Genomic DNA, 17099 nt, shown 5'->3' on the forward strand with positions numbered 1-17099 from the left:
CCAGCCGTATCAGTCCGAGACCGAACGCCAGGTCGCGTTCGGGGACTGGCTCGACTGGTACAACTTCCACCGACCCCACACCGGAATCCGAGGCCACGCACCAGCCGACCGCGTCACCAACCTCTCCGGATCACACAGCTAGATCGCGGACAGCACCGCGCGCAGGATCGCGACCTGGCCCAGGGGGCTGGGGTGCAGGCCGTCGTCCTCCCAGAAGCCGGGACGCACCGGCAGCCGGCTCAGGTCGATCGCCTCCGGGTCCACCTCCCGGACGACCGCGACGAGCTCGGGCAGGTCGCTCGCGTCCCACCACTCGCCGGTGATCTCCCGGGTCAGGCCGACGCGCGCCGGGTCGACCGGCGGCGGGACGACGAACCGCACCCGCGCCCCGCCGTCGGTCTCGAGCAGCAGGCGCAGCGCACGCAGGTTCCGCGCGGTCTCCGACGCCGACACCATCCGGATCCCGGTGGTCGCGCCCTCGCGGCGGACGTCGTTCGTGCCGAGCATGACCAGCACCCGGGTCGGGACCCGCGAGACCAGCACCGGGCCGAGCGCGAGCGCCTCGGAGCTGGTCCGCCCGGACAGGGCCAGGACCTCCACCGACGCGTCGGGCTCGACCATCGGCACCAGCTCGGCGAGCAGCCGGGCCCAGCTGAGCCGGTCCGCGGAGATCGAGTCCCCGACCACGACGACCCGCTCCCCCGGCCGCAGCGCCATCCGGTGCAGCCCGGCCGCGACCGGACGCTCGCCGAGCAGCGCGCGCGCCGCGGACCGCACCCGGCCGGACAGATCCGACCGCACACCGGCGACGGCCGCGGCGTCCAGGCCGGCGGTCGTGGCCAGCAGCCGGTCGATCTCCTCCTCCCGCACCCCGAAGGCGGCGAACGCCGGCCACGCGGTGAGGTCGGCATACCGGATCAGCCGGGTCATCAGGTCGCTGTCCACGCATCCCTCCACATCGGTGGGTGGCCGGACACGAGCATCCCGCGTCGATCGGCGGCGCCCGCACCCGGCCCCGCGCGCAGGAGGCGGCTCAGCCGATGGTGCGGCCCACCCCGGCCCAGTACGGCGACCGCAGCTCACGCTTGAGGATCTTCCCGCTCGGATTGCGCGGCAACGCGTCCACCACGTCCACCGAGCGCGGCCGCTTGTACCCGGCGATCAGCGGCCGGACCCAGTCGAGCAGCGCGTCCGGATCGATCGTCGCCCCCTCGCGGGGCACGACGACCGCCTTCACGGCCTCGCCCCAGCGCTCGTCGGGCACCCCGATCACCGCCACGTCGGCGACGTCCGGGTGCTCGGACAGCACGCTCTCGACCTCGATCGGGTACACGTTCTCCGCCCCGGTGACGATCATGTCCTTGATCCGGTCGGTGAGGAACAGGTAGCCGTCCTCGTCGAAATAGCCGGCGTCGCCGGTGCGCAGCCTGCCGTCGTCGCCGAGCGCGGCCGCGGTCTCCTCGGGCCGCCGCCAGTAGCCGGAGGTGACCTGGTCGGAGTGGATGCGCACCTCACCGACCGCGCCCGCCGGGAGCTGCTCCCCGGTGGCCGGGTCGACGACCGTGAGCTCCACCCACGGGTACGCCCGCCCGGCCGAGCGCATCAGACGGGCCCGCGGGCCGTCCGGGTCGTGGTCGTCGGGGTCCAGCTGGGTGATCGCACCGGTGGTCTCGGTGGAGCCGTAGACCTGGAACAGCGGCGCCCGGAACGTCTCGACGACCGAGCGGAGCGCGCCCGCGGTGATCGGCGAGGCGCCGTAGGCGATCGAGCGCAGCGCCGACCAGTCCCGCTCGGCCGCCCCGGGCACCGCGACGAGCATCTGCAGCACCGCCGGGACGAGGAAGGCGTTGGTGACCCGCTCGTCGGACATCGTGTCCAGCAGGGCACCCGGCACGATGTCGGCGACCAGCACCACCCGAGCACCCGCCGCGAGGCACACCAGCGCGTAACCGACCCCGCCGATGTGGAACAGCGGCATCGCGACCAGCGCCGTCGACCCCGTGTCGATCGACCAGTGCCCGGCCGCGAGCAGCAGCGCGGAGAACTGCCGGTGCGCCAGCAGCACACCCTTGGGCAGCCCGGTGGTACCCGAGGTGTAGAGCTGCAGCACCGGGTCGTCCGGGGACGAGCCGTCCGGGACCGACGACGGCAGCGGCGCGGCCGGGGCGTCCCGCCAGGCCTCGTAGCCGTCCCCGGCCACGAGCACGCGCCGGTCCCCCAGCGCGGGCCGCAGCGCCGCGAACTCCGGGCCGAGCACGACGAGCCCGGCGTCGGCGTCCTCGACGAGCGCGAGCAGGTCGGCCTCGGTGAGCCGGATGTTCAGCGGGACCGACACCGCGCCGATCCGCGGCGCACCCAACAGCAGCTCCAGGAACTCCGGGCAGTTCTTCCCGATGAAGACCACCCGGGCACCGGCGCCGAGGCCGAGATCCGCGAGCGCGGCCGCGGCGAGCCCGGCCCGCCGGTCCAGCTCCCGGTAGCTGACGGTGGCGCCGTCGAACGAGACGGCGGTCTGGTCCGGGTGCGCCGCCACCCGCTCCCGGAGGATGTCGGTCAGCCGGAAATCCGTCGCCACAGTGCTCTGAGCTGCCACTCCGTGCTCCTTCGGTCGTCGTCGGCCGTCACTGCCAGCGAATCGTATATGATAGTGGCTGTGCCTATGTCGTCGCCGGACCGTGTGCTCGGCCCCGTGACCCTCCCGGGGCGCTCGCCCCAGCTCCCCGACCGGATCGCGCTGGTGCTGCGCGACCGGATCCTCTCCGGCGAGCTGCGTCCGGGCACGTTCCTGCGGATGGACCGGATCGCCGCCGAGCTCGGCGTGAGCCACACCCCGGTCCGTGAGGCGCTGCAGTCGCTGCGCGCCGAGGACATGGTCCACGCGGTCCCCCGCCGCGGGTTCGTGGTCGCCGAGCTGACCCGCGACGACGTCGCCGACCTGTTCGAGGTCCAGGCCGACCTGACCGGCACGCTCGCCGCCCGGGCCGCCGAACGGCTCGCCCCCGGCGACCTCGACCGCCTGCGGGTGCTGGCCGACCGCGTCACCGAGCTCGCCGGGAGCACCCGCGAGGACAACGACCCGGCCGAGCTGGACCCGCTGGTCTCGGCCGAGCACCGGCTGCACGCCGAGGTCAACCGGGTGGCCGCATCGCGCAAGCTCGCCTGGCTGGTCGGGCGGTCGGCCCACTACCTGCCGGCGCACTTCTACACCGGCTCCCCCGCCTGGCGGACGGGCGCGCTCCGCTCGCACGCCGAGCTGCTCGACGCGCTCGGCGCGACCGATCCGGACGCCGCGCGGTCGGCGATGCGCCGGCACGTGCTCGACGGCCGGGACCTGCTCCTGGCCCACCTGGACGCGATCGGTATGTGGACCGATCCCCCGACGTGAGAACGCCGAACCGAGGAGGAGACCGATGCCCGTGACCCTGAGCGAGGACCAGGCCGACCTGGCCCGCGCGATCGGCGAGTTCTGCCACCGCGAGCTCGGCTCGAAGGAACGCCGCGACGAGCTCACCGAGAACGGGACGAACCCGCACTCGCAGGAGATCTACCGGAAGATGGCCGGGCTGGGCTGGCTCGGCATCGCCGTCCCCGAGGAGTACGGCGGCGCCGGCAGCGGCATGCGGGAGCTGCTGGTGTTCCTGGAGGAGACCTCCTACGGCCAAGCGCCGATCTCGGGCTTCGCCACCACGATCATCACTGCGGCGGCGATCGAGAAGTTCGGCTCCGAGGCGCAGAAGCGGGAGCTGCTCGGCGGGGTGTGCCGCGGCGACGTGCTGTCGATCTCGATGTCCGAGCCGGAGGCCGGGTCCGACGTGGGCGGCCTGACCTGCCGCGCGACGCGGACCGATTCCGGCTGGCGGATCGACGGGCAGAAGACCTGGTGCTCGAACGCGCACATCGCGACGCACATCCTGCTGGTCGCCCGGACCTCCACCGAGGGCGGCAAGCACGACGGCCTGACGATGTTCGTCGTGCCGGCCGACGCCGCCGGGCTGACCGTGCGCGGCATCGACACGATGGGCGGCAAGGAGGTCAACGACCTCTACTTCGACGGCTGCGAGCTGCCCGCCGACGCCGTCGTCGGCACCGAGGGCCAGGGCTGGAAGCAGCTGATGGCCGGGCTCAACCTGGAGCGGATGATCCTCGCCGGGCTGATGCTGGGGCTCTCCCGCCGGGCGTTCGACGACACCGTCGCCTACATCCGGGAGCGCACCCAGTTCGGCCGCCCGGTCGGCAGCTTCCAGGCCATGCGGCACCGGGTCGCCGACAACGCGACCGAGCTGGCGGCGACCCGGCTCCTGGTCCACGACACCGCCCGGGTGATCGACGAGGCGGAGCCGGGCGCGCTGTTCCCGCGCGAGGCGTCGATGGCCAAGCTGAAGGCCACCGAGCTGGCCAAGCACCTCTCGCTGGAGGGGATGCAGATGCTCGGCGGGTACGGCTACGCCACCGAGTACGGGATGGAACGGCTGCTGCGGCAGAGCGTGGTGTCCACCGTGTACGGCGGCACCAGCGAGATCCAGCGCGACATCATCGGCAAGACGTACGGCCTCTGAACCGCGGGGCCCGCTCGGCCGGCCCGATCCGGGCGCCGGCACCTGATGCTCGGCCGGCCCGGTCCCGGTGCCGGCACCGATGCGCACGCTCGGCCGGCTCGATCCGCGCGCCGGCACCCGAACCGAGGGGCACGCTCGACCGGCTGGATCCGGGCGCCTGCACCTGAACCGAGGGGCACGCTCTGCCGCCTCGGTCCCGGCGCCGGTACGCCGCCCTGCTGCTGGCCGGCCGGGGGCCAGTCGGTCAGCGCGCCCCGACGCAGGCCCGCTCGGCCCGCGGCGTCGGCACCGCGGCGGTCCCCCGGGCCACCACCGTCGGCACGGTGGCCTGCGCCCGACCGTCGCCGTCGCCGTCCGTGACCGGGGCGGCCTCGTCGGCGGGACGGGCGGCGCGCCGGATGTGTGCGGGAACGGTGCTGCTCCGGCGCGGCATCAGCATCGGCGGGACCGCGCCGCCGTTGCGGCGGACCTCGCGGGACCGGCGCACGTACGCCAGGCCGCCGCGGGCCAGCCGGGCACCGCGCTGCAGCGCCCCGGCCTCCGGCATCGCCGCACCGGCACCGGCCTCGCGCTCGGAGATGTGGCGCAGCCGGGCGACCGCGGCGGGCAGCCGGCGCAGCGCCGCCGCCCGGCCCTGCGGGGACAGCGCGACCTTGGTGAGGAAGCTGCCGAGCCCGACCGCGTAGCCCTCGAGCTGCGAGGCGAGCGCGTCGTGGTCGGGACGGTGGTGGTGCCACAGGTACGCGCCCGGCACGTAGCCCAGCACGTGACCGGCCAGCACCATCCGCACCAGGAACTCGATGTCCTCACCGCCGTGCGTCGGCGTGCCCGGGCCCATGGCCTCGTCGAAACCGCCGACCGAGCGGGCCGCGACGGCGCGCACGGCGAGGTTGGCACCGATGCCGAACAGGCCCGGCGCGAACGGGAAGACCGGCGAGTCCGCGGGCGGGTGGTCCAGCGAGAACCGGCGCGGGGCGAAGCCCTTGTTCCAGGCCAGCGCGACGTCGGCGGCCCGCTCCTCGGGGCTGCCCAGCCGCGCCGCGAGCACCGGGCCGGACACGCAGGCCAGATCCGGGTCGGCGGCGAACGCCCCGGCGATGCGACCGGCCCAGCCGCGGTCGACCTCGGTGTCGTCGTCGGTGAAGGCGACGATCTCGGTACGGGCCTCGGCGAGTCCGCGGTTGCGCCCGATCGAGACGCCCCGGCGGGGTTCGCGCACGTAGCGGACCCGCGACGAGCCCGCGGCGGCGACGGCGAGCTCGGTGCGCTCGTCGTCCGGGTCGTTGTCGACGACGACGACCGACAGCGCCGGGTGCTCGGAGGCCAGCACCGCGCGCAGGCAGCGGGCCAGCGACTCGGGACGGTTCCGGGTGGCGATGACGACGGTGACCGGGTCGGTCCCGACCGGCGCCCGCTCGACCCGCCCGAGGGGCCCCAGCGGCGCGACGGCGTCCGCGATGTCGGCGGCGGAGGCACGCCCGTTCCGCAGGGGCACCGTGACCTGGCCCTGCGGGGTGCCGTCCACCGTGATCAGCAGGCGGGCGGCGCCGAACCGCGGGTCGACCACGAGGTCACGTGCGGGCCCGAGCCGGTCCAGCTCGCCCACCCAGGTCGGTTCGTCCGGATTCGTCGCCATGGGTCCCATGGTGCGACTCGCTCCTGTGATGACGCTGAGACCTGAGCGTGCGTGGCGCAACACTGCTCCGGGCGAGCCCGGGAGCTCCCCCGTACGGCCCGCCCGCACCGTCCTCGTCGAGATGCAGCTCAGCGCGAATTGCCGATCTTCCCGCGACGCTGAGCTGCATCTCGGCGGGCATCGGGTGTTGCCGGCCGGGCGCGATGCGAGATCGGATCGGCCCTGCTCCATGCGGGCATACGGGCACCCGGACATGCGGGCCCGCCGCACCGCGGGAATGCCCCGGTACCGCCCACCGTTCTGGTTGATGCTTCAACAAATGGACCGGAGGGAGGCCGACGATGAACCTCGACTCGCTGCCCTGGACGGTGGACGCCACCGCGGGCCCGGCCGACCGCTGGGAGCAGGCGACCTACCTGTTCGACTCCGGCGACCACATCGCCGCCGCGCGGGTACTCGCCGATCTCGTCGCCGAGGAGCCCGACGCGCCGGCCCTCCGCCAGCTGCTGGCCCGGGCGTACTACCACTCGGCGCAGCTCGGCCGCGCCGAGTCCGAGCTGCGTGAGCTGCTCGAGCGGGCCCCGTCCGACGGGTACGCCCATCTGCTGCTCGGCCGGACGCTGCAGCGGCGGTCCCGGCACGACGAGGCCGCGCCGCACCTGCGCCTGGCCGCCGCGATGGGCGTCACCGCGTCCTGACCGCGGGTGGCACCGGTGCCCGCCGGTGCCACCCCGGCCCGGCGGGCACCGCGTCGCCCGACCGCTCCCCCGGCCCCAGGTTCACCCGACGCGTACGACCACGTCACCGCGCCCGCCGGCCCGGCCCGCAGTCGCCGCGGAGGACTTCGGCGGCCGGCCGAACGCCGTCCAGTTGCACGATCCCGCCCTGCCACAGGCGACAACGCGCAGATGACCATGACCACGGCCGTCGAGCTGCACGCTTCCGCCCCGCCGAGGGCGGAAACGTGCACGTCACCACGGTCGCGTCGTCGAGACGCACGCTTCCGCCCTCTGCACTGTCGAGAACGCCCACTCGCCACGGCTCGTGCCGTCGATCCGCACGGTGCCGCCCCCGGCCCGGGCGGCATCGTGCAGCTTGCCGGCGCCGAGGCCGGCGAGGTGCACCCTTCCGCCCTCCCGAGGACGAGACCGTGCAGATCGCCGCGGCCGGCGCCTACTGGGGCGCGCACTGCACCCTCGCGGTGACAAGAACGTGCAGCTCAGCACTCCCGGCACTATCGAGGTACGTGCCCCTGCCCTCCCGAGGGCGGAAACGTGCAGATCACCATGGCCGCCGCCGTCCAGTTGCACGATCCCGCCCTGCCACGGGCGACAACGCGCAGATGACCATGACCACGGCCGTCGAGCTGCACGCTTCCGCCCCGCCGAGGGCGGAAACGTGCACGCCACCACGGTCGCGTCGTCGAGGCGCACGCTGCTGCCCCCTGGCGCGACGGCGCGGCCGCCGCGATCGGGGTGCACCGCGCGCTGCTGCCTCCGGATGCGAGACGCCCGTGAGCGGGGCGCGTGCACCGCGCGCCGTCCCCGACGAGCATGTGCGGCTCGGGCGGGCGCCGCGCCGGATCAGTTCTCGAGGTCGTAGATGCGGACCCAGTCGACCTCGTAGGTCGCGGGCTGCATGTCGCCACCGAAGAAGTTGTCGAGCTGGATCGTCAGGTGCCCACTGGGCATGTCCTGGATGTTGCGCCGGTTGCCCTGCGCGCCACCGGAGAAGCTGAACCACTCCACGCCGTCGATGAAGCCCGTGATGTGGTCCGGGGTCCACTCGATCGCGACGTTGTGCCACTCCGACAGCGGGGCGCCGCAGTCGCTCTCCCGGACGAACTCCTGCTGGATCGCGCCGCGGCCGTGCGGGTAGTGGATGAACGCCTCGGCGCACTGCTCGCCCGGCGCGCCGTTCTCCAGGAAGTCGTACTCGCCGTCCTCGGGCCACTGGTCCGACTGCGGCCAGATGATCAGCAACGGGTGGTACTGGCGGCCGTTGTCGGGGCCGGTCCCCTCGGAGCGGACGCGGGCCTCCCAGCGGCCGTACTGCTGGTTGAACGTGGAGCCGATCCAGGCCGAGTCGCCGTCGGCGAGACCGGTCTGGACGAGCTTCTCCCCGTCCACGGTCGACCGGCTCGCGCAGCGGCCGCCGTTGCCGTCGTGCCCGGGCCAGCACTCGCCGGCGTGCTTCCACTTCTGCGGGTCCGGCGGGCCGTCGTAGTCGAACTCGTCGGACGCGGGCAGCGGGGTGCCCCACCCGTAGCGCTCGGCCGCGGTGGGCGCACCGGGCTTCGGGCGGCTCTGGTCGGCGGGCCGGGCCGAGGGGTCGGGCTGCTCGTCGGCGGGCGGAGCGGTGGGGTCCGCGCCCGGTGACGCAGCCGGATCCTCGCCCGGCGCATCGGCGGGATCGGACGCGGCCGGATCGGCAGCGGGCCCCGAGCCGGCCGGGCCGTCCACGGGGTCGGGCCCGGCCGGGCCGTCGACGGGGTCGGATGCCGCCGGGCCGTCCACGGGATCGGCCCCGGCCGGGCCGTCGACGGGATCGGCCGCCGCCGGGGCATCCGCGGGGCCGGCGCCGGCCGGATCGTCGGCAGGCTCCGGCGCCCCGGGATCGTCCGCAGAACCGGGCGCGCCCGGGTCGCCGGCAGGATCGGACGCCGCCGGACCGTCCGCAGGGCCGGGCCCGGCCGGGCCATCGGCCGGCTCCGCCGCGCCCGGCGCATCCGCAGGACCGGACCCGCTCTGGTCGCCCGCCGGCCCCGACGCCCGCGGACCGTCCACAGGGCCGGGCACGGCCGGATCGCCGGGCGGCCCCGACGCCGCCGGGCCGTCCGCGGGATCGGATACGCCCGGGTCGTCCGCCGGACCGGATGGGACCGGCTCGTCGGTCGAGTCGGACCCTGCACGGTGAGCAGGGCCCTCGGCCGGTGAGCCGGCCGGCTCACCGGCAGGCGCAGGCACAGCCCCGGCAGACGGCGACTCACGCGACCCCGATGACGACAGGTCGGCCGAGCCGGACGACCGCGGATCAGTCGGGCCGCCGGGCGGCGAACCGGCCGGGTCCGACGATGATTCGCCCGGCCCCGCGGGCACCGCAACGGGCGCGGCCGACACCGTGGGTGCCGAGGACCCGGCCTCCGTCGTCCCGCCGGCCGTCGCGACACCGGTGCTGGTGAACGCGACGACACTCACCGTCACGATCGCCGTCGCGCCGATCACCGTGCGTCGTGCCAGTCCGCGCCTCATGGCCCGATCCGCCCCCGTCCGTGTCCGGCTTGTCCGATATGGCGGACGCTAAGTGCACGGCGGGCACGACGACCATGCGAGCCACCCGACGGTGGGGTGACCACACCCGGTCAGGTGTCCCCCGGTACGGGAACCGGCCCGGGCGGCGGGTGCCCGGCGCGACGGGTGGGGCACAGGGGGGCGGGGCAGGTCCGCATCCGGGTGAGACGGCGACCCGGACGCGCTCAGCCCGCCGGCCGCACCCGACCCGGGAGGGTCTCCGGCGCCCGCACCCACACGACCATCGCCACCAGCGACAACGCACCGGTCAGGGCGAACGCCGGCCCGTAGCCGAGGCCTTCGGCCAACGCCCCGGCGACCAGCGGACCGGCGATCGCGCCGAGGTCGGCGGCCATCTGGAACCCGGCCAGCACGGACCCGCCCCGGGCCCGCTCCCCGATCACGTCGGCCACGACGGCGTTCAGCGGCGGGTTCACCAGGCCGCTGCCCAGGCCGGCGACGAACGACAGCGCCAGGAACAGCCACGGCGAGGCGGTGTAGCCGAGCACCGCCGTGGCGGCCCCGGACACGGCGAGCCCGGCGATCAGCGGCGGCCGTCGTCCCGACCGGTCGGCCACCCGCCCGGCCACGAGCAGCGTCGCCGCGTTCCCGACGGCGAACACCGACAGCGCGATGCCGCCGAACACGTCGTCGCGACCCAGTGCCTCGACCACGACCAGCGGCACCAGCGCGATCCGGACGCCGAACACCGCCCACCCGTTCGCGAAGTTCCCGATCAGCGACGCCCGGTAGGCGCGGGTGCGCACGGCGTCGCGGAACCGGGTACGCGGCCGCGCCTCGCCGCCGTCGGCCTCGTCCGGCGGGCGCCGCAGCATCCGCCCGCCCACCGCCAGCACCAGCACGAGCAGCCCGGCGTAGATCAGGAACGGTGCCCGGATGTCGATCGCGGCGAGGGTCCCGCCGAGCAGCGGGCCGGCGATGTTGCCGAGCAGGAAGCCGGTGGCCCACAGGCTCGTCGCCCGTCCCCGCTGGTGCGGGGGCGTGAGCCGGACCAGCAACGACACCGCGGAGATCGTGAACATCGTCGAGCCGATGCCTGCGATCCCGCGGAACGCGATGAGCTGCCAGTACGCCGTCGCGAAGGCGAGCCCGGCCGTCGTCACCGCGACGACCACCAGCCCCCCGACGAAGACCGGCAGCTCACCGAGCCGGCTCACCACCGTCCCGGACATCGGCGCGAACACCAGCCGGGAGAACGCGAACACGCTGATCACCGCGGAGGCGGCCGTGATCCCGACGTCGAACGACCGGGCGAACGCCGGCAGCACCGGGGCGACGAGGCCGAACCCGAGGGCGATCGCGAACGCGGACCCGACGAGGACGTAGACCTCCCGGGGCAGCCGGCCCGTCCCGGGCCCGCCGGGTGCGCCGGAGACGTGGCCGTCCTGGTCGACCACGATCCCTCCCTCGTCCGAGCCCGCGACGTGTCCGACCGACGACCGTACGCGCGTACCGGAACCCACTGCCGCCGGGCGTCCGGCGACCCGGAAAATGGGGGACGTGGATCGCGAGGACACCACGTGGCTCGACCGGCTCACCGAGCCGGAGGGTGCCGCGCTGCTCGACCACCTGGCCACCACGGACCGTTCCGGGGGCGGCGCACTCCGGCTGGGCAGCGCCCTGCGCCGCGAGCACGACGCCGTCCTGGTCGCCGACGCCATGGCACTCGCGGAGCTCCGTGACCGGGCGGCGGCGAAGTTCAGCCACGCCGACCGGATGTGGTTCACCCGCGACGGGCTCGAGCAGGCGTCGTCGGAGGTGCTCGCGCGCCACCGCGCGGCCCGCTACGACGGCCGGGGCCCGCTCGCCGACCTGTGCTGCGGCATCGGTGGTGATCTCTCCGCGCTGGCCTGCGGGCACGAGGTCACCGGCGTCGACCTCGATCCGGTGCACCTGTGGATGACCCGGCACAACGCCGAGGTCCACGGCGGGTGCGCCCGGACGGTCCGCGCCGACGTGCGGGACGCCGACCTGTCGGGTGTCGACGGTGTGTTCGTCGACCCGGCCCGGCGCACGTCCGGCGGGCGGAAGCGGACCGGCGACTCCGAGCCGCCGCTGTCCTGGTGTGTGGACCTGGCCTGCCGGGTCGACGCCGTCGGGATCAAGGCCGCACCCGGGATCGGGCACGACACCGTCCCGGCGGACTGGGAGATCGAGTTCCTGGCCCTGGGCCGCGAGCTGAAGGAGGCGGCCGCCTGGTCCCCCGCGCTGGCGGACACCCGGACCCGGGCCACCGTGCTCGACCCGGACGGCACCGCACACGTGCTGGCCGGCACCCCCGACCCCGAGGACGGCGACACCGGCGTCCCGCTCCGCTCCCCCGGCGGCTGGCTGCTCGACCCGAACCCGGCCGTCACCCGCGCCGGGCTGGTCTCGGAGCTGGCCGGGCGCACCGGCACGGCCCGGATCGACCCGCGCATCGCGTTCCTGACCGGCGACGACGAGCCGCAGCCGACGCCGTTCGCCCGCACCCTGCAGGTGATCGACTCCCGGCCGTGGGACCAGAAGCGGCTGCCCCGGCTCCTGCGCGAGCTCGACGTCGGCGCGGTCGACGTGCGGCGCCGCGGCCTGGCCGGTGACGTGGACGCGCTCGCCCGCAAGCTGCGCGGGCACGGGTCGCGGCGGGCCACCGTCGTCATGACCCGGGTGGACGACCGGCCGTGGGGCCTGGTCTGCGTGGACCCGGACCGGGCGACTACGCCCGGCCGGGGAAGTGGATGAACTCCAGCGCGATCCCGTCCGGGTCCCGGAACTCCAGCGTCGCGTAGTCGGTCGGGTCGGTGCGGTCGGCGACGCCCTCGTGCGGCACCGAGAGCATGTCCAGCCAGGCCGCCCAGCGGTCCAGCGTGGCGCGGTCGGACACGCCGAACGCCAGGTGGTCCAGCGCGCCCCGCACCGGGCCGCTGTCGCCGTCGGCGGGCGCGTGCAGCTCGATCATGACGCCGGTGGCGGAGTCGAGCAGCAGCGTGGCCTTCTCCGGATCGCCGCCGCCTGCCTCGTGGTGCGGGAAGGTCATCGGCAACCGTTGCAGCCCCAGCACCCGCTGGTACCAGGTGGCGCTGGCCTCCACGTCGGAGACCACCGCCGAGACATGATGGAACCCGGTGACCGCCGGTCGTTCGATGCCCGAGTCCATCGGCGCGCCTCTCCTCCCCGGCCGTGGGCCTCCCACGGCACAGTCAACTCACCGGGCCCACCCGGTGTCCAGGTCCGGCGCCGTCAGCCATGATCGTCGCTGGGGAACCGGGCCGTCACGGCCCCGTCCGTGCCTGGTGCCGTCACCGCGCCGAGCGCGCGCAGCAGTCCCAGCGCGGCGCGGTTGGCCGTGGTCGTGCGGGCGACGAGCGGCGTGCCGGCGGCGCCCACGGGCCCTGCGAGCTGCCCCGGCCCGAGCAACTGCCGGACGGCGGCGGCACCCAGCCCGCGACCGCGGGCGTCGCGCACGAGCCAGATCCCGACCTCGTCCCCGTCGGGTCCGGGCTCGAGCCGCAGCGCCCCGACGGCGTCACCGTCCGCCCGGACCACCCAGGTGCGTTCCACCGGATCCGGGGCCAGCGCGCGGCCGCGGTGGAACGCGAGGAACCGGGCACGCAACCCGTCGTCCCAGGTCGCGCCGGCCGCGGCGGGCAGCACCTCGGCCGGGTCCGCGCCGGCGACCGCCGCGTCGAGCAGGTCGGCGAGCCCGCGCTCGTCCAGCGGGTCGATCCGTACGTCCACGGCGCCCAGCGTGACCCCCGCCCCGTCCCGGTGCGAGCGGATTGCCCCGGCCCGCGGGCCGTGCCACCGTCGCCCGGTGAGCGCGAGTGTCGAGGTCCCCGAGTCGATGCGGTGCAGCGTGCTGCAGGCCGCGGGCGAACTGGAGGTGCAGCAGCGGGCGGTGCCGCGCCCGGGGCCGCGGGAGGTCCTGGTGCGGGTCGGCGCGGTCGGCACCTGTGGCTCGGACGTGCACTACTACCGGCACGGCCGTATCGGGGAGTTCGTCGTGCGCGAGCCGCTGGTGCTCGGGCACGAGCCGTCGGGCCGGATCGTGGCCGTCGGCCCCGGGGTCGACGCCGGCCGGATCGGGCAGCGGGTCTCCCTCGAACCGGGTGTGCCGTGCCGGCGTTGCCGCTACTGCCACACCGGCTCCTACAACCTGTGCCCGGACATCGTGTTCTTCGCGACGCCCCCGGTGGACGGCGCGTTCGCCGAGTACGTCGCGATCGCCGACGACTTCGCCCACCCGGTGCCCGAGCACGTGTCCGACGACGCCGCCGCGCTGCTCGAGCCGCTCTCGGTCGCGCTCTGGGCGCACCGCCGGGCCGGCACCGGCATCGGCTCGCGGGTGCTGGTCGCCGGTGCGGGCCCGATCGGGCTGCTGGTGGCGCAGGTGGCGGCGGTGCAGGGTGCGACCGAGATCCTCGTCAGCGACCCGGACCCGGCGCGCCGCGAGCTCGCCCGGACGTTCGGCGCGACGGCCGTGCTGGACCCCGCCGTCGACGATCCGGCCGGTGTGGACGGTGCATCCACTGCGGACGGTACCGCAGGCAGGCACGGCGTGGACTCCTTCGTGGACTGCTCGGGGGTCGCGCCCGCCGTCCTGTCCGGACTGCGGGCGGTGCGCCCGGGCGGCACCGTGGTCCTGGTCGGGATGGGCGCCGACGAGATGACCTTGCCGGTCGCCGCGCTGCAGTCCCGCGAGATCGTCCTGACCGGCACGTTCCGCTACGCCAACACCTGGCCGACCGCGGTCCGGCTCGCGGCCTCCGGTGCCGTCGACCTCGACCGGCTCGTCACCGGGCACGTCGACCTCGAGCACGTCGGTGACGCCCTCGACCCTTCCCCGGCGCAGGTCAAGGTCATGGTCCGGCCGTGACACCGCGACTCCTGCCGGCGGCGCCCGGCTGGGAGCAGCGGGTCGCCGGGCTGGTGCGGTGCGCGCCCCCGGGCGGGGCCGGGAACCGGCTCGTCACCGTCGACGGGTTCTCCGGAGCCGGCAAGTCGACGCGGGCGGGCGCGCTCGCCGCGGCACTCGACGCCCCGCTGCTGGAGATCGAGGACCTGTGCCCGGGCTGGGACGGCCTGTCCCGGGCCCCCGCGCTGGCCCGGCGCGGGATCGGCGACCCGCTGGCCGCCGGGACGACGCTGCGCTGGACGTCGTGGGACTGGGAACACGACCGCCCCGGCCCGGTCCGGTCGCTCCCGCCCGCCCCGGTCGTCGTCCTGGAGGGGTGCGGGGCCGCGGCCGCGGTGCTGGCCCCGGTGACCTCGCTGGCGATCTGGGTGGACGCCCCGGCCGAGGTCCGGGAGCAACGGCTGCGCGCCCGCGCGGACTGGCCGGTCTACGCCCCGTACCGGGAGGTGTGGCGGCGGGCCGAGGAGGCGCTCGCCGCCGCCGACCACAGCCGCGAGCGGGCCGGCGTCGTGCTCGCGGACCCCCGGAGCGTCGAGTAGTGGACACACGTCCGCGACCCGGCAGCACCCCCCAGTGGATGCCGGGCCGCGGAGCGTGGGGACGGCAGCGGGGTCTCAGACCCTCGCCCGCCGGACGACGAGGTAGCCGCCGACGACGGCGACCGCTGCCAGGATCATCGGGTAGCCGAACATGAGCACCGGGATCGGCGTCTCGACGAAGAAGCTCCCGAACGCGGGCCAGGCGTTCTGCCAGGTGAGTACGAACGTGATCGCGCCGAGGACCAGGACCAGGCCGATCATCACCGTCCACACCCCGAACTGGCCCCACCGGCGGAAGACCGCACCGACGGCGAGGAACACCAGCCCGATCGTCAGCAGCGGGCCCCAGTAGGTGAGCACCTGCAGCAGCACGTTCTGCTCCGGGATGAACGACATCGAGAAGAAGTCCATCCGGATGCCCCAGCCATCGGTCGCCCGTTCGATCCCGAGCAGCGCGGTCAGCACGAGCGCGTGGAACAGGGTCTCGACGGCCAGCAGCAGCGACACGCCGCCGTAGAAGTGCCGCCGGGTGAGCCCGAGGCTCAGCGCGAACGGCATCACCTGGGTCATCGCGATCAGGTAGGTGGAGCCGACGATGAAGAACAACGCGGAGACGGCCCCCGTGGTCCCGGCCCCGGCGTCGTCCACGTTGACCCGGATCGCCCACCAGATCGCGAAGTTGACCGCGAAGATCGCGGCCAGGATCACCCAGGGCCCGCCCACCCGGCCGCGGAGGTCGACCGTGTTCAGCCGCAGCACGGCCGCCAGCCGGCTGCCGGTGGTGACGGGCTGTTCCGCCGCAGCGACGGTGGTGGCGCTCATGACAGGACCTCCCGGTCGGGACGGGCTCCGGAGTTCAGCTGGGTGGTGCGGACGACGAGCTGCTGCAGCGAGACCGGCTCGAACTGCAGGCTGGTCTCCCGGGGCTCCGGCTCGGCACCGGACAGGGTGACCCGCAGGAAGCCACCGAGCTGCTCGCGGTGCAGTTCGACGTGCCCGCGGGCGAAGCGCTCGACCGGTTCGACCGGGCCGGTGACGGTGACCGCACGCCCGCGCAGGTCGTCGGCCCCCGCGTCGATCAGGACCCGGCCCTGGTCGATCAGCACGACGTGCTCGATCAGGTCGGACACCTCGTCGATCAGGTGGGTGGACAGGATGACGGTGCGCGGGTGCACGGCGTAGTCGGCGAGCAGCCGGTCGTAGAACAGCTGCCGGGCGACGGCGTCGAGGCCGAGGTAGGGCTCGTCGAAGAAGGTCAGCGGGGCGCGCGAGGCGAGTCCGATGACGACACCGACCGCCGACTGCTGGCCGCGGGAGAGCTTGTTGCACGGCCGGCCCGCGGGCAGCCCGAACTCCTCGACGAGCTGCTCGGCGAACGCCGGGTCCCAGTGCGGGTAGACGGTCGCGGCGGCGGCCAGGGCGTGGCGGACCTTGTAGGCGTCCGGGTACTTCAGCGACTCGCGGATGAAGCAGGTGCGGGCGAGCACCCGGGCGTTCTCGTACGGCTGCTCGCCGAAGATCTCGGCGCGGCCGGAGGTGGCGAAGTTCTGGGCCGTGAGGATCTGCATCGCGGTCGTCTTGCCGGCGCCGTTGCGGCCGAGCAACCCGTGGATGCGGTTCTCCTCGAGCGTGAAGCTCACGTCGTCGAGCGCGGTCACGTCGCCGTAGCGCTTCGTGACGCCGTACATGGCGAGCACGCTCATCACTCGTCCCCCCAAACATCGATCATCTTCTTCAGCTGCTCCGGGTCGATCCCGATCTTGCGGGCCTCGATCACCAGCGGAGCGATGTACTGCCGGGCGAAGTCCTCGCGGCGGCTCTCCAGCAGGCGGGTCCGGGCCCCCTCGGCGACGAACATCCCGATCCCCCGTCTCTTGTAGAGGACGCCCTCGCTGACCAGCTGGTTCAGCCCCTTGGCCGCGGTCGCCGGGTTGATCCGGTGGAACGCGGCCAGCTCGTTGCTGGACGGGACCTGGGACTCCTCGGGGTAGGTCCCGTCCACCACCGCGGAGGCGATGTCCTCCGCGATCTGCACGAACAGCGGGCGACCGTCGTCGTTCACGGCGGCCCCCCGGTGTTGCAGTGCAGTGGTTCATTAGTCATGTAATGAACCATAGCGGCGACGAACCTCTTCGTCCAGCAGGCCTTCTATTTTCGATTTGT

The 17099-nt window shown here is 74.7% G+C and carries 16 protein-coding genes and 1 pseudogene; 7 read left to right on the plus strand and 10 right to left on the minus strand.

The genetic code is table 11. From position 1 onward, the window contains the following. A pseudogene (locus tag BM093_RS35270) lies at positions 1-142 on the plus strand (integrase core domain-containing protein); the annotation flags it as partial. Here BM093_RS35270 and BM093_RS22885 read toward each other — a convergent pair. Together BM093_RS22885 and BM093_RS22890 are read right to left on the minus strand one after the other, a co-directional pair. Next, positions 139-945, minus strand: a complete 807-nt coding sequence (locus tag BM093_RS22885; RefSeq protein WP_093348915.1) for an SGNH/GDSL hydrolase family protein — start codon at positions 943-945, stop codon at positions 139-141. The pseudogene BM093_RS35270 and the gene BM093_RS22885 overlap by 4 nt on opposite strands. A gap of 88 nt (positions 946-1033) precedes the next feature. Then, the gene (locus tag BM093_RS22890; protein ID WP_093348921.1) at positions 1034-2593 is read right to left on the minus strand and encodes a long-chain-fatty-acid--CoA ligase; all 1560 of its coding nucleotides are present in this window, start codon (positions 2591-2593) and stop codon (positions 1034-1036) included. Between the two features lie 96 nt (positions 2594-2689). Here BM093_RS22890 and BM093_RS22895 point away from each other — a divergent pair, with 96 nt between their 5' ends. Further along, positions 2690-3385, plus strand: a complete 696-nt coding sequence (locus tag BM093_RS22895; protein ID WP_245773731.1) for a GntR family transcriptional regulator — start codon at positions 2690-2692, stop codon at positions 3383-3385. A gap of 25 nt (positions 3386-3410) precedes the next feature. Then, positions 3411-4556: an acyl-CoA dehydrogenase family protein gene (locus tag BM093_RS22900; RefSeq protein ID WP_093348930.1), complete on the plus strand. Its 1146-nt coding sequence runs from the start codon at positions 3411-3413 to the stop codon at positions 4554-4556. Between the two features lie 244 nt (positions 4557-4800). On the opposite strand, the gene BM093_RS22905 is transcribed toward BM093_RS22900, so the two are convergent. Further along, positions 4801-6192 carry a glycosyltransferase gene (locus tag BM093_RS22905; RefSeq protein ID WP_177238650.1) on the minus strand — a complete coding sequence of 464 codons (1392 nt, stop codon included), beginning with the start codon at positions 6190-6192 and terminating at the stop codon, positions 4801-4803. A gap of 341 nt (positions 6193-6533) precedes the next feature. Here BM093_RS22905 and BM093_RS22910 point away from each other — a divergent pair, with 341 nt between their 5' ends. Further along, the gene (locus tag BM093_RS22910) at positions 6534-6890 is read left to right on the plus strand and encodes a tetratricopeptide repeat protein (protein ID WP_093348940.1); all 357 of its coding nucleotides are present in this window, start codon (positions 6534-6536) and stop codon (positions 6888-6890) included. An 885-nt stretch (positions 6891-7775) separates the two neighbouring features. Here the strand turns inward: BM093_RS22910 and BM093_RS35275 are convergent. Beyond that, complete coding sequence (locus BM093_RS35275) at positions 7776-8708, minus strand: glycoside hydrolase family 16 protein (RefSeq protein ID WP_143105490.1); 933 nt, start codon at positions 8706-8708, stop codon at positions 7776-7778. Positions 8709-9667: 959 nt separating this feature from the next. Continuing rightward, positions 9668-10900 (minus strand): MFS transporter, encoded by a 1233-nt coding sequence (locus BM093_RS22920; RefSeq protein WP_093349265.1) that lies wholly within the window; start codon positions 10898-10900, stop codon positions 9668-9670. Positions 10901-10994: 94 nt separating this feature from the next. Here BM093_RS22920 and BM093_RS22925 point away from each other — a divergent pair, with 94 nt between their 5' ends. After that, complete coding sequence (locus BM093_RS22925) at positions 10995-12224, plus strand: class I SAM-dependent methyltransferase (protein ID WP_093348948.1); 1230 nt, start codon at positions 10995-10997, stop codon at positions 12222-12224. Here the strand turns inward: BM093_RS22925 and BM093_RS22930 are convergent. Both BM093_RS22930 and BM093_RS22935 read right to left on the minus strand, forming a co-directional pair. Then, complete coding sequence (locus tag BM093_RS22930; protein WP_093348953.1) at positions 12199-12639, minus strand: VOC family protein; 441 nt, start codon at positions 12637-12639, stop codon at positions 12199-12201. The genes BM093_RS22925 and BM093_RS22930 overlap by 26 nt on opposite strands. Positions 12640-12722: 83 nt before the next feature. Further along, on the minus strand, positions 12723-13220 hold the full coding sequence (locus BM093_RS22935) for a GNAT family N-acetyltransferase (RefSeq protein ID WP_143105491.1): 498 nt from the start codon (positions 13218-13220) through the stop codon (positions 12723-12725). 76 nt (positions 13221-13296) lie between these two features. Between BM093_RS22935 and BM093_RS22940 the strand changes: the two genes are divergently transcribed. After that, a complete protein-coding gene (locus BM093_RS22940; RefSeq protein WP_245773733.1) occupies positions 13297-14358 on the plus strand; it encodes an NAD(P)-dependent alcohol dehydrogenase in 1062 nt (353 codons plus the stop codon). Next, entirely contained in the window at positions 14355-14936 is a 582-nt protein-coding gene (locus tag BM093_RS22945; RefSeq protein ID WP_093348965.1) for a nucleoside/nucleotide kinase family protein, read from the plus strand. Before BM093_RS22940 ends, BM093_RS22945 begins: the two co-directional genes overlap by 4 nt. Before the next feature lie 75 nt (positions 14937-15011). Here BM093_RS22945 and BM093_RS22950 read toward each other — a convergent pair whose 3' ends face one another. From BM093_RS22950 to BM093_RS22960, 3 genes are read right to left on the minus strand one after another with little or no spacing between them, the layout of a single operon-like run. Next, a complete protein-coding gene (locus tag BM093_RS22950) occupies positions 15012-15758 on the minus strand; it encodes a hypothetical protein (RefSeq protein ID WP_093348968.1) in 747 nt (248 codons plus the stop codon). Continuing rightward, complete coding sequence (locus BM093_RS22955) at positions 15755-16639, minus strand: ABC transporter ATP-binding protein (RefSeq protein ID WP_093348971.1); 885 nt, start codon at positions 16637-16639, stop codon at positions 15755-15757. The genes BM093_RS22950 and BM093_RS22955 overlap by 4 nt, the downstream gene beginning before the upstream one ends. Then, positions 16639-16998 carry a GntR family transcriptional regulator gene (locus tag BM093_RS22960; RefSeq protein WP_093348976.1) on the minus strand — a complete coding sequence of 120 codons (360 nt, stop codon included), beginning with the start codon at positions 16996-16998 and terminating at the stop codon, positions 16639-16641. Before BM093_RS22960 ends, BM093_RS22955 begins: the two co-directional genes overlap by 1 nt. Positions 16999-17099: the final 101 nt, after the last annotated feature.

The sequence above is a fragment of the Pseudonocardia ammonioxydans genome (assembly GCF_900115005.1).
In the GTDB taxonomy this organism is placed as follows: domain Bacteria; phylum Actinomycetota; class Actinomycetes; order Mycobacteriales; family Pseudonocardiaceae; genus Pseudonocardia; species Pseudonocardia ammonioxydans.

What these genes read in the sequence shown, in the direction of transcription:
- BM093_RS22905 (WP_177238650.1), bottom strand. Translation starts at nt 6,192, where the DNA reads ATGGCGACGAATCCGGACGAACCGACCTGGGTGGGCGAGCTGGACCGG.
- BM093_RS22910 (WP_093348940.1), top strand. Translation starts at nt 6,534, where the DNA reads ATGAACCTCGACTCGCTGCCCTGGACGGTGGACGCCACCGCGGGCCCG.
- BM093_RS22925 (WP_093348948.1), top strand. Translation starts at nt 10,995, where the DNA reads ATGGGGGACGTGGATCGCGAGGACACCACGTGGCTCGACCGGCTCACC.
- BM093_RS22930 (WP_093348953.1), bottom strand. Translation starts at nt 12,639, where the DNA reads ATGGACTCGGGCATCGAACGACCGGCGGTCACCGGGTTCCATCATGTC.
- BM093_RS22950 (WP_093348968.1), bottom strand. Translation starts at nt 15,758, where the DNA reads ATGAGCGCCACCACCGTCGCTGCGGCGGAACAGCCCGTCACCACCGGC.
- BM093_RS22900 (WP_093348930.1), top strand. Translation starts at nt 3,411, where the DNA reads ATGCCCGTGACCCTGAGCGAGGACCAGGCCGACCTGGCCCGCGCGATC.
- BM093_RS22955 (WP_093348971.1), bottom strand. Translation starts at nt 16,639, where the DNA reads ATGAGCGTGCTCGCCATGTACGGCGTCACGAAGCGCTACGGCGACGTG.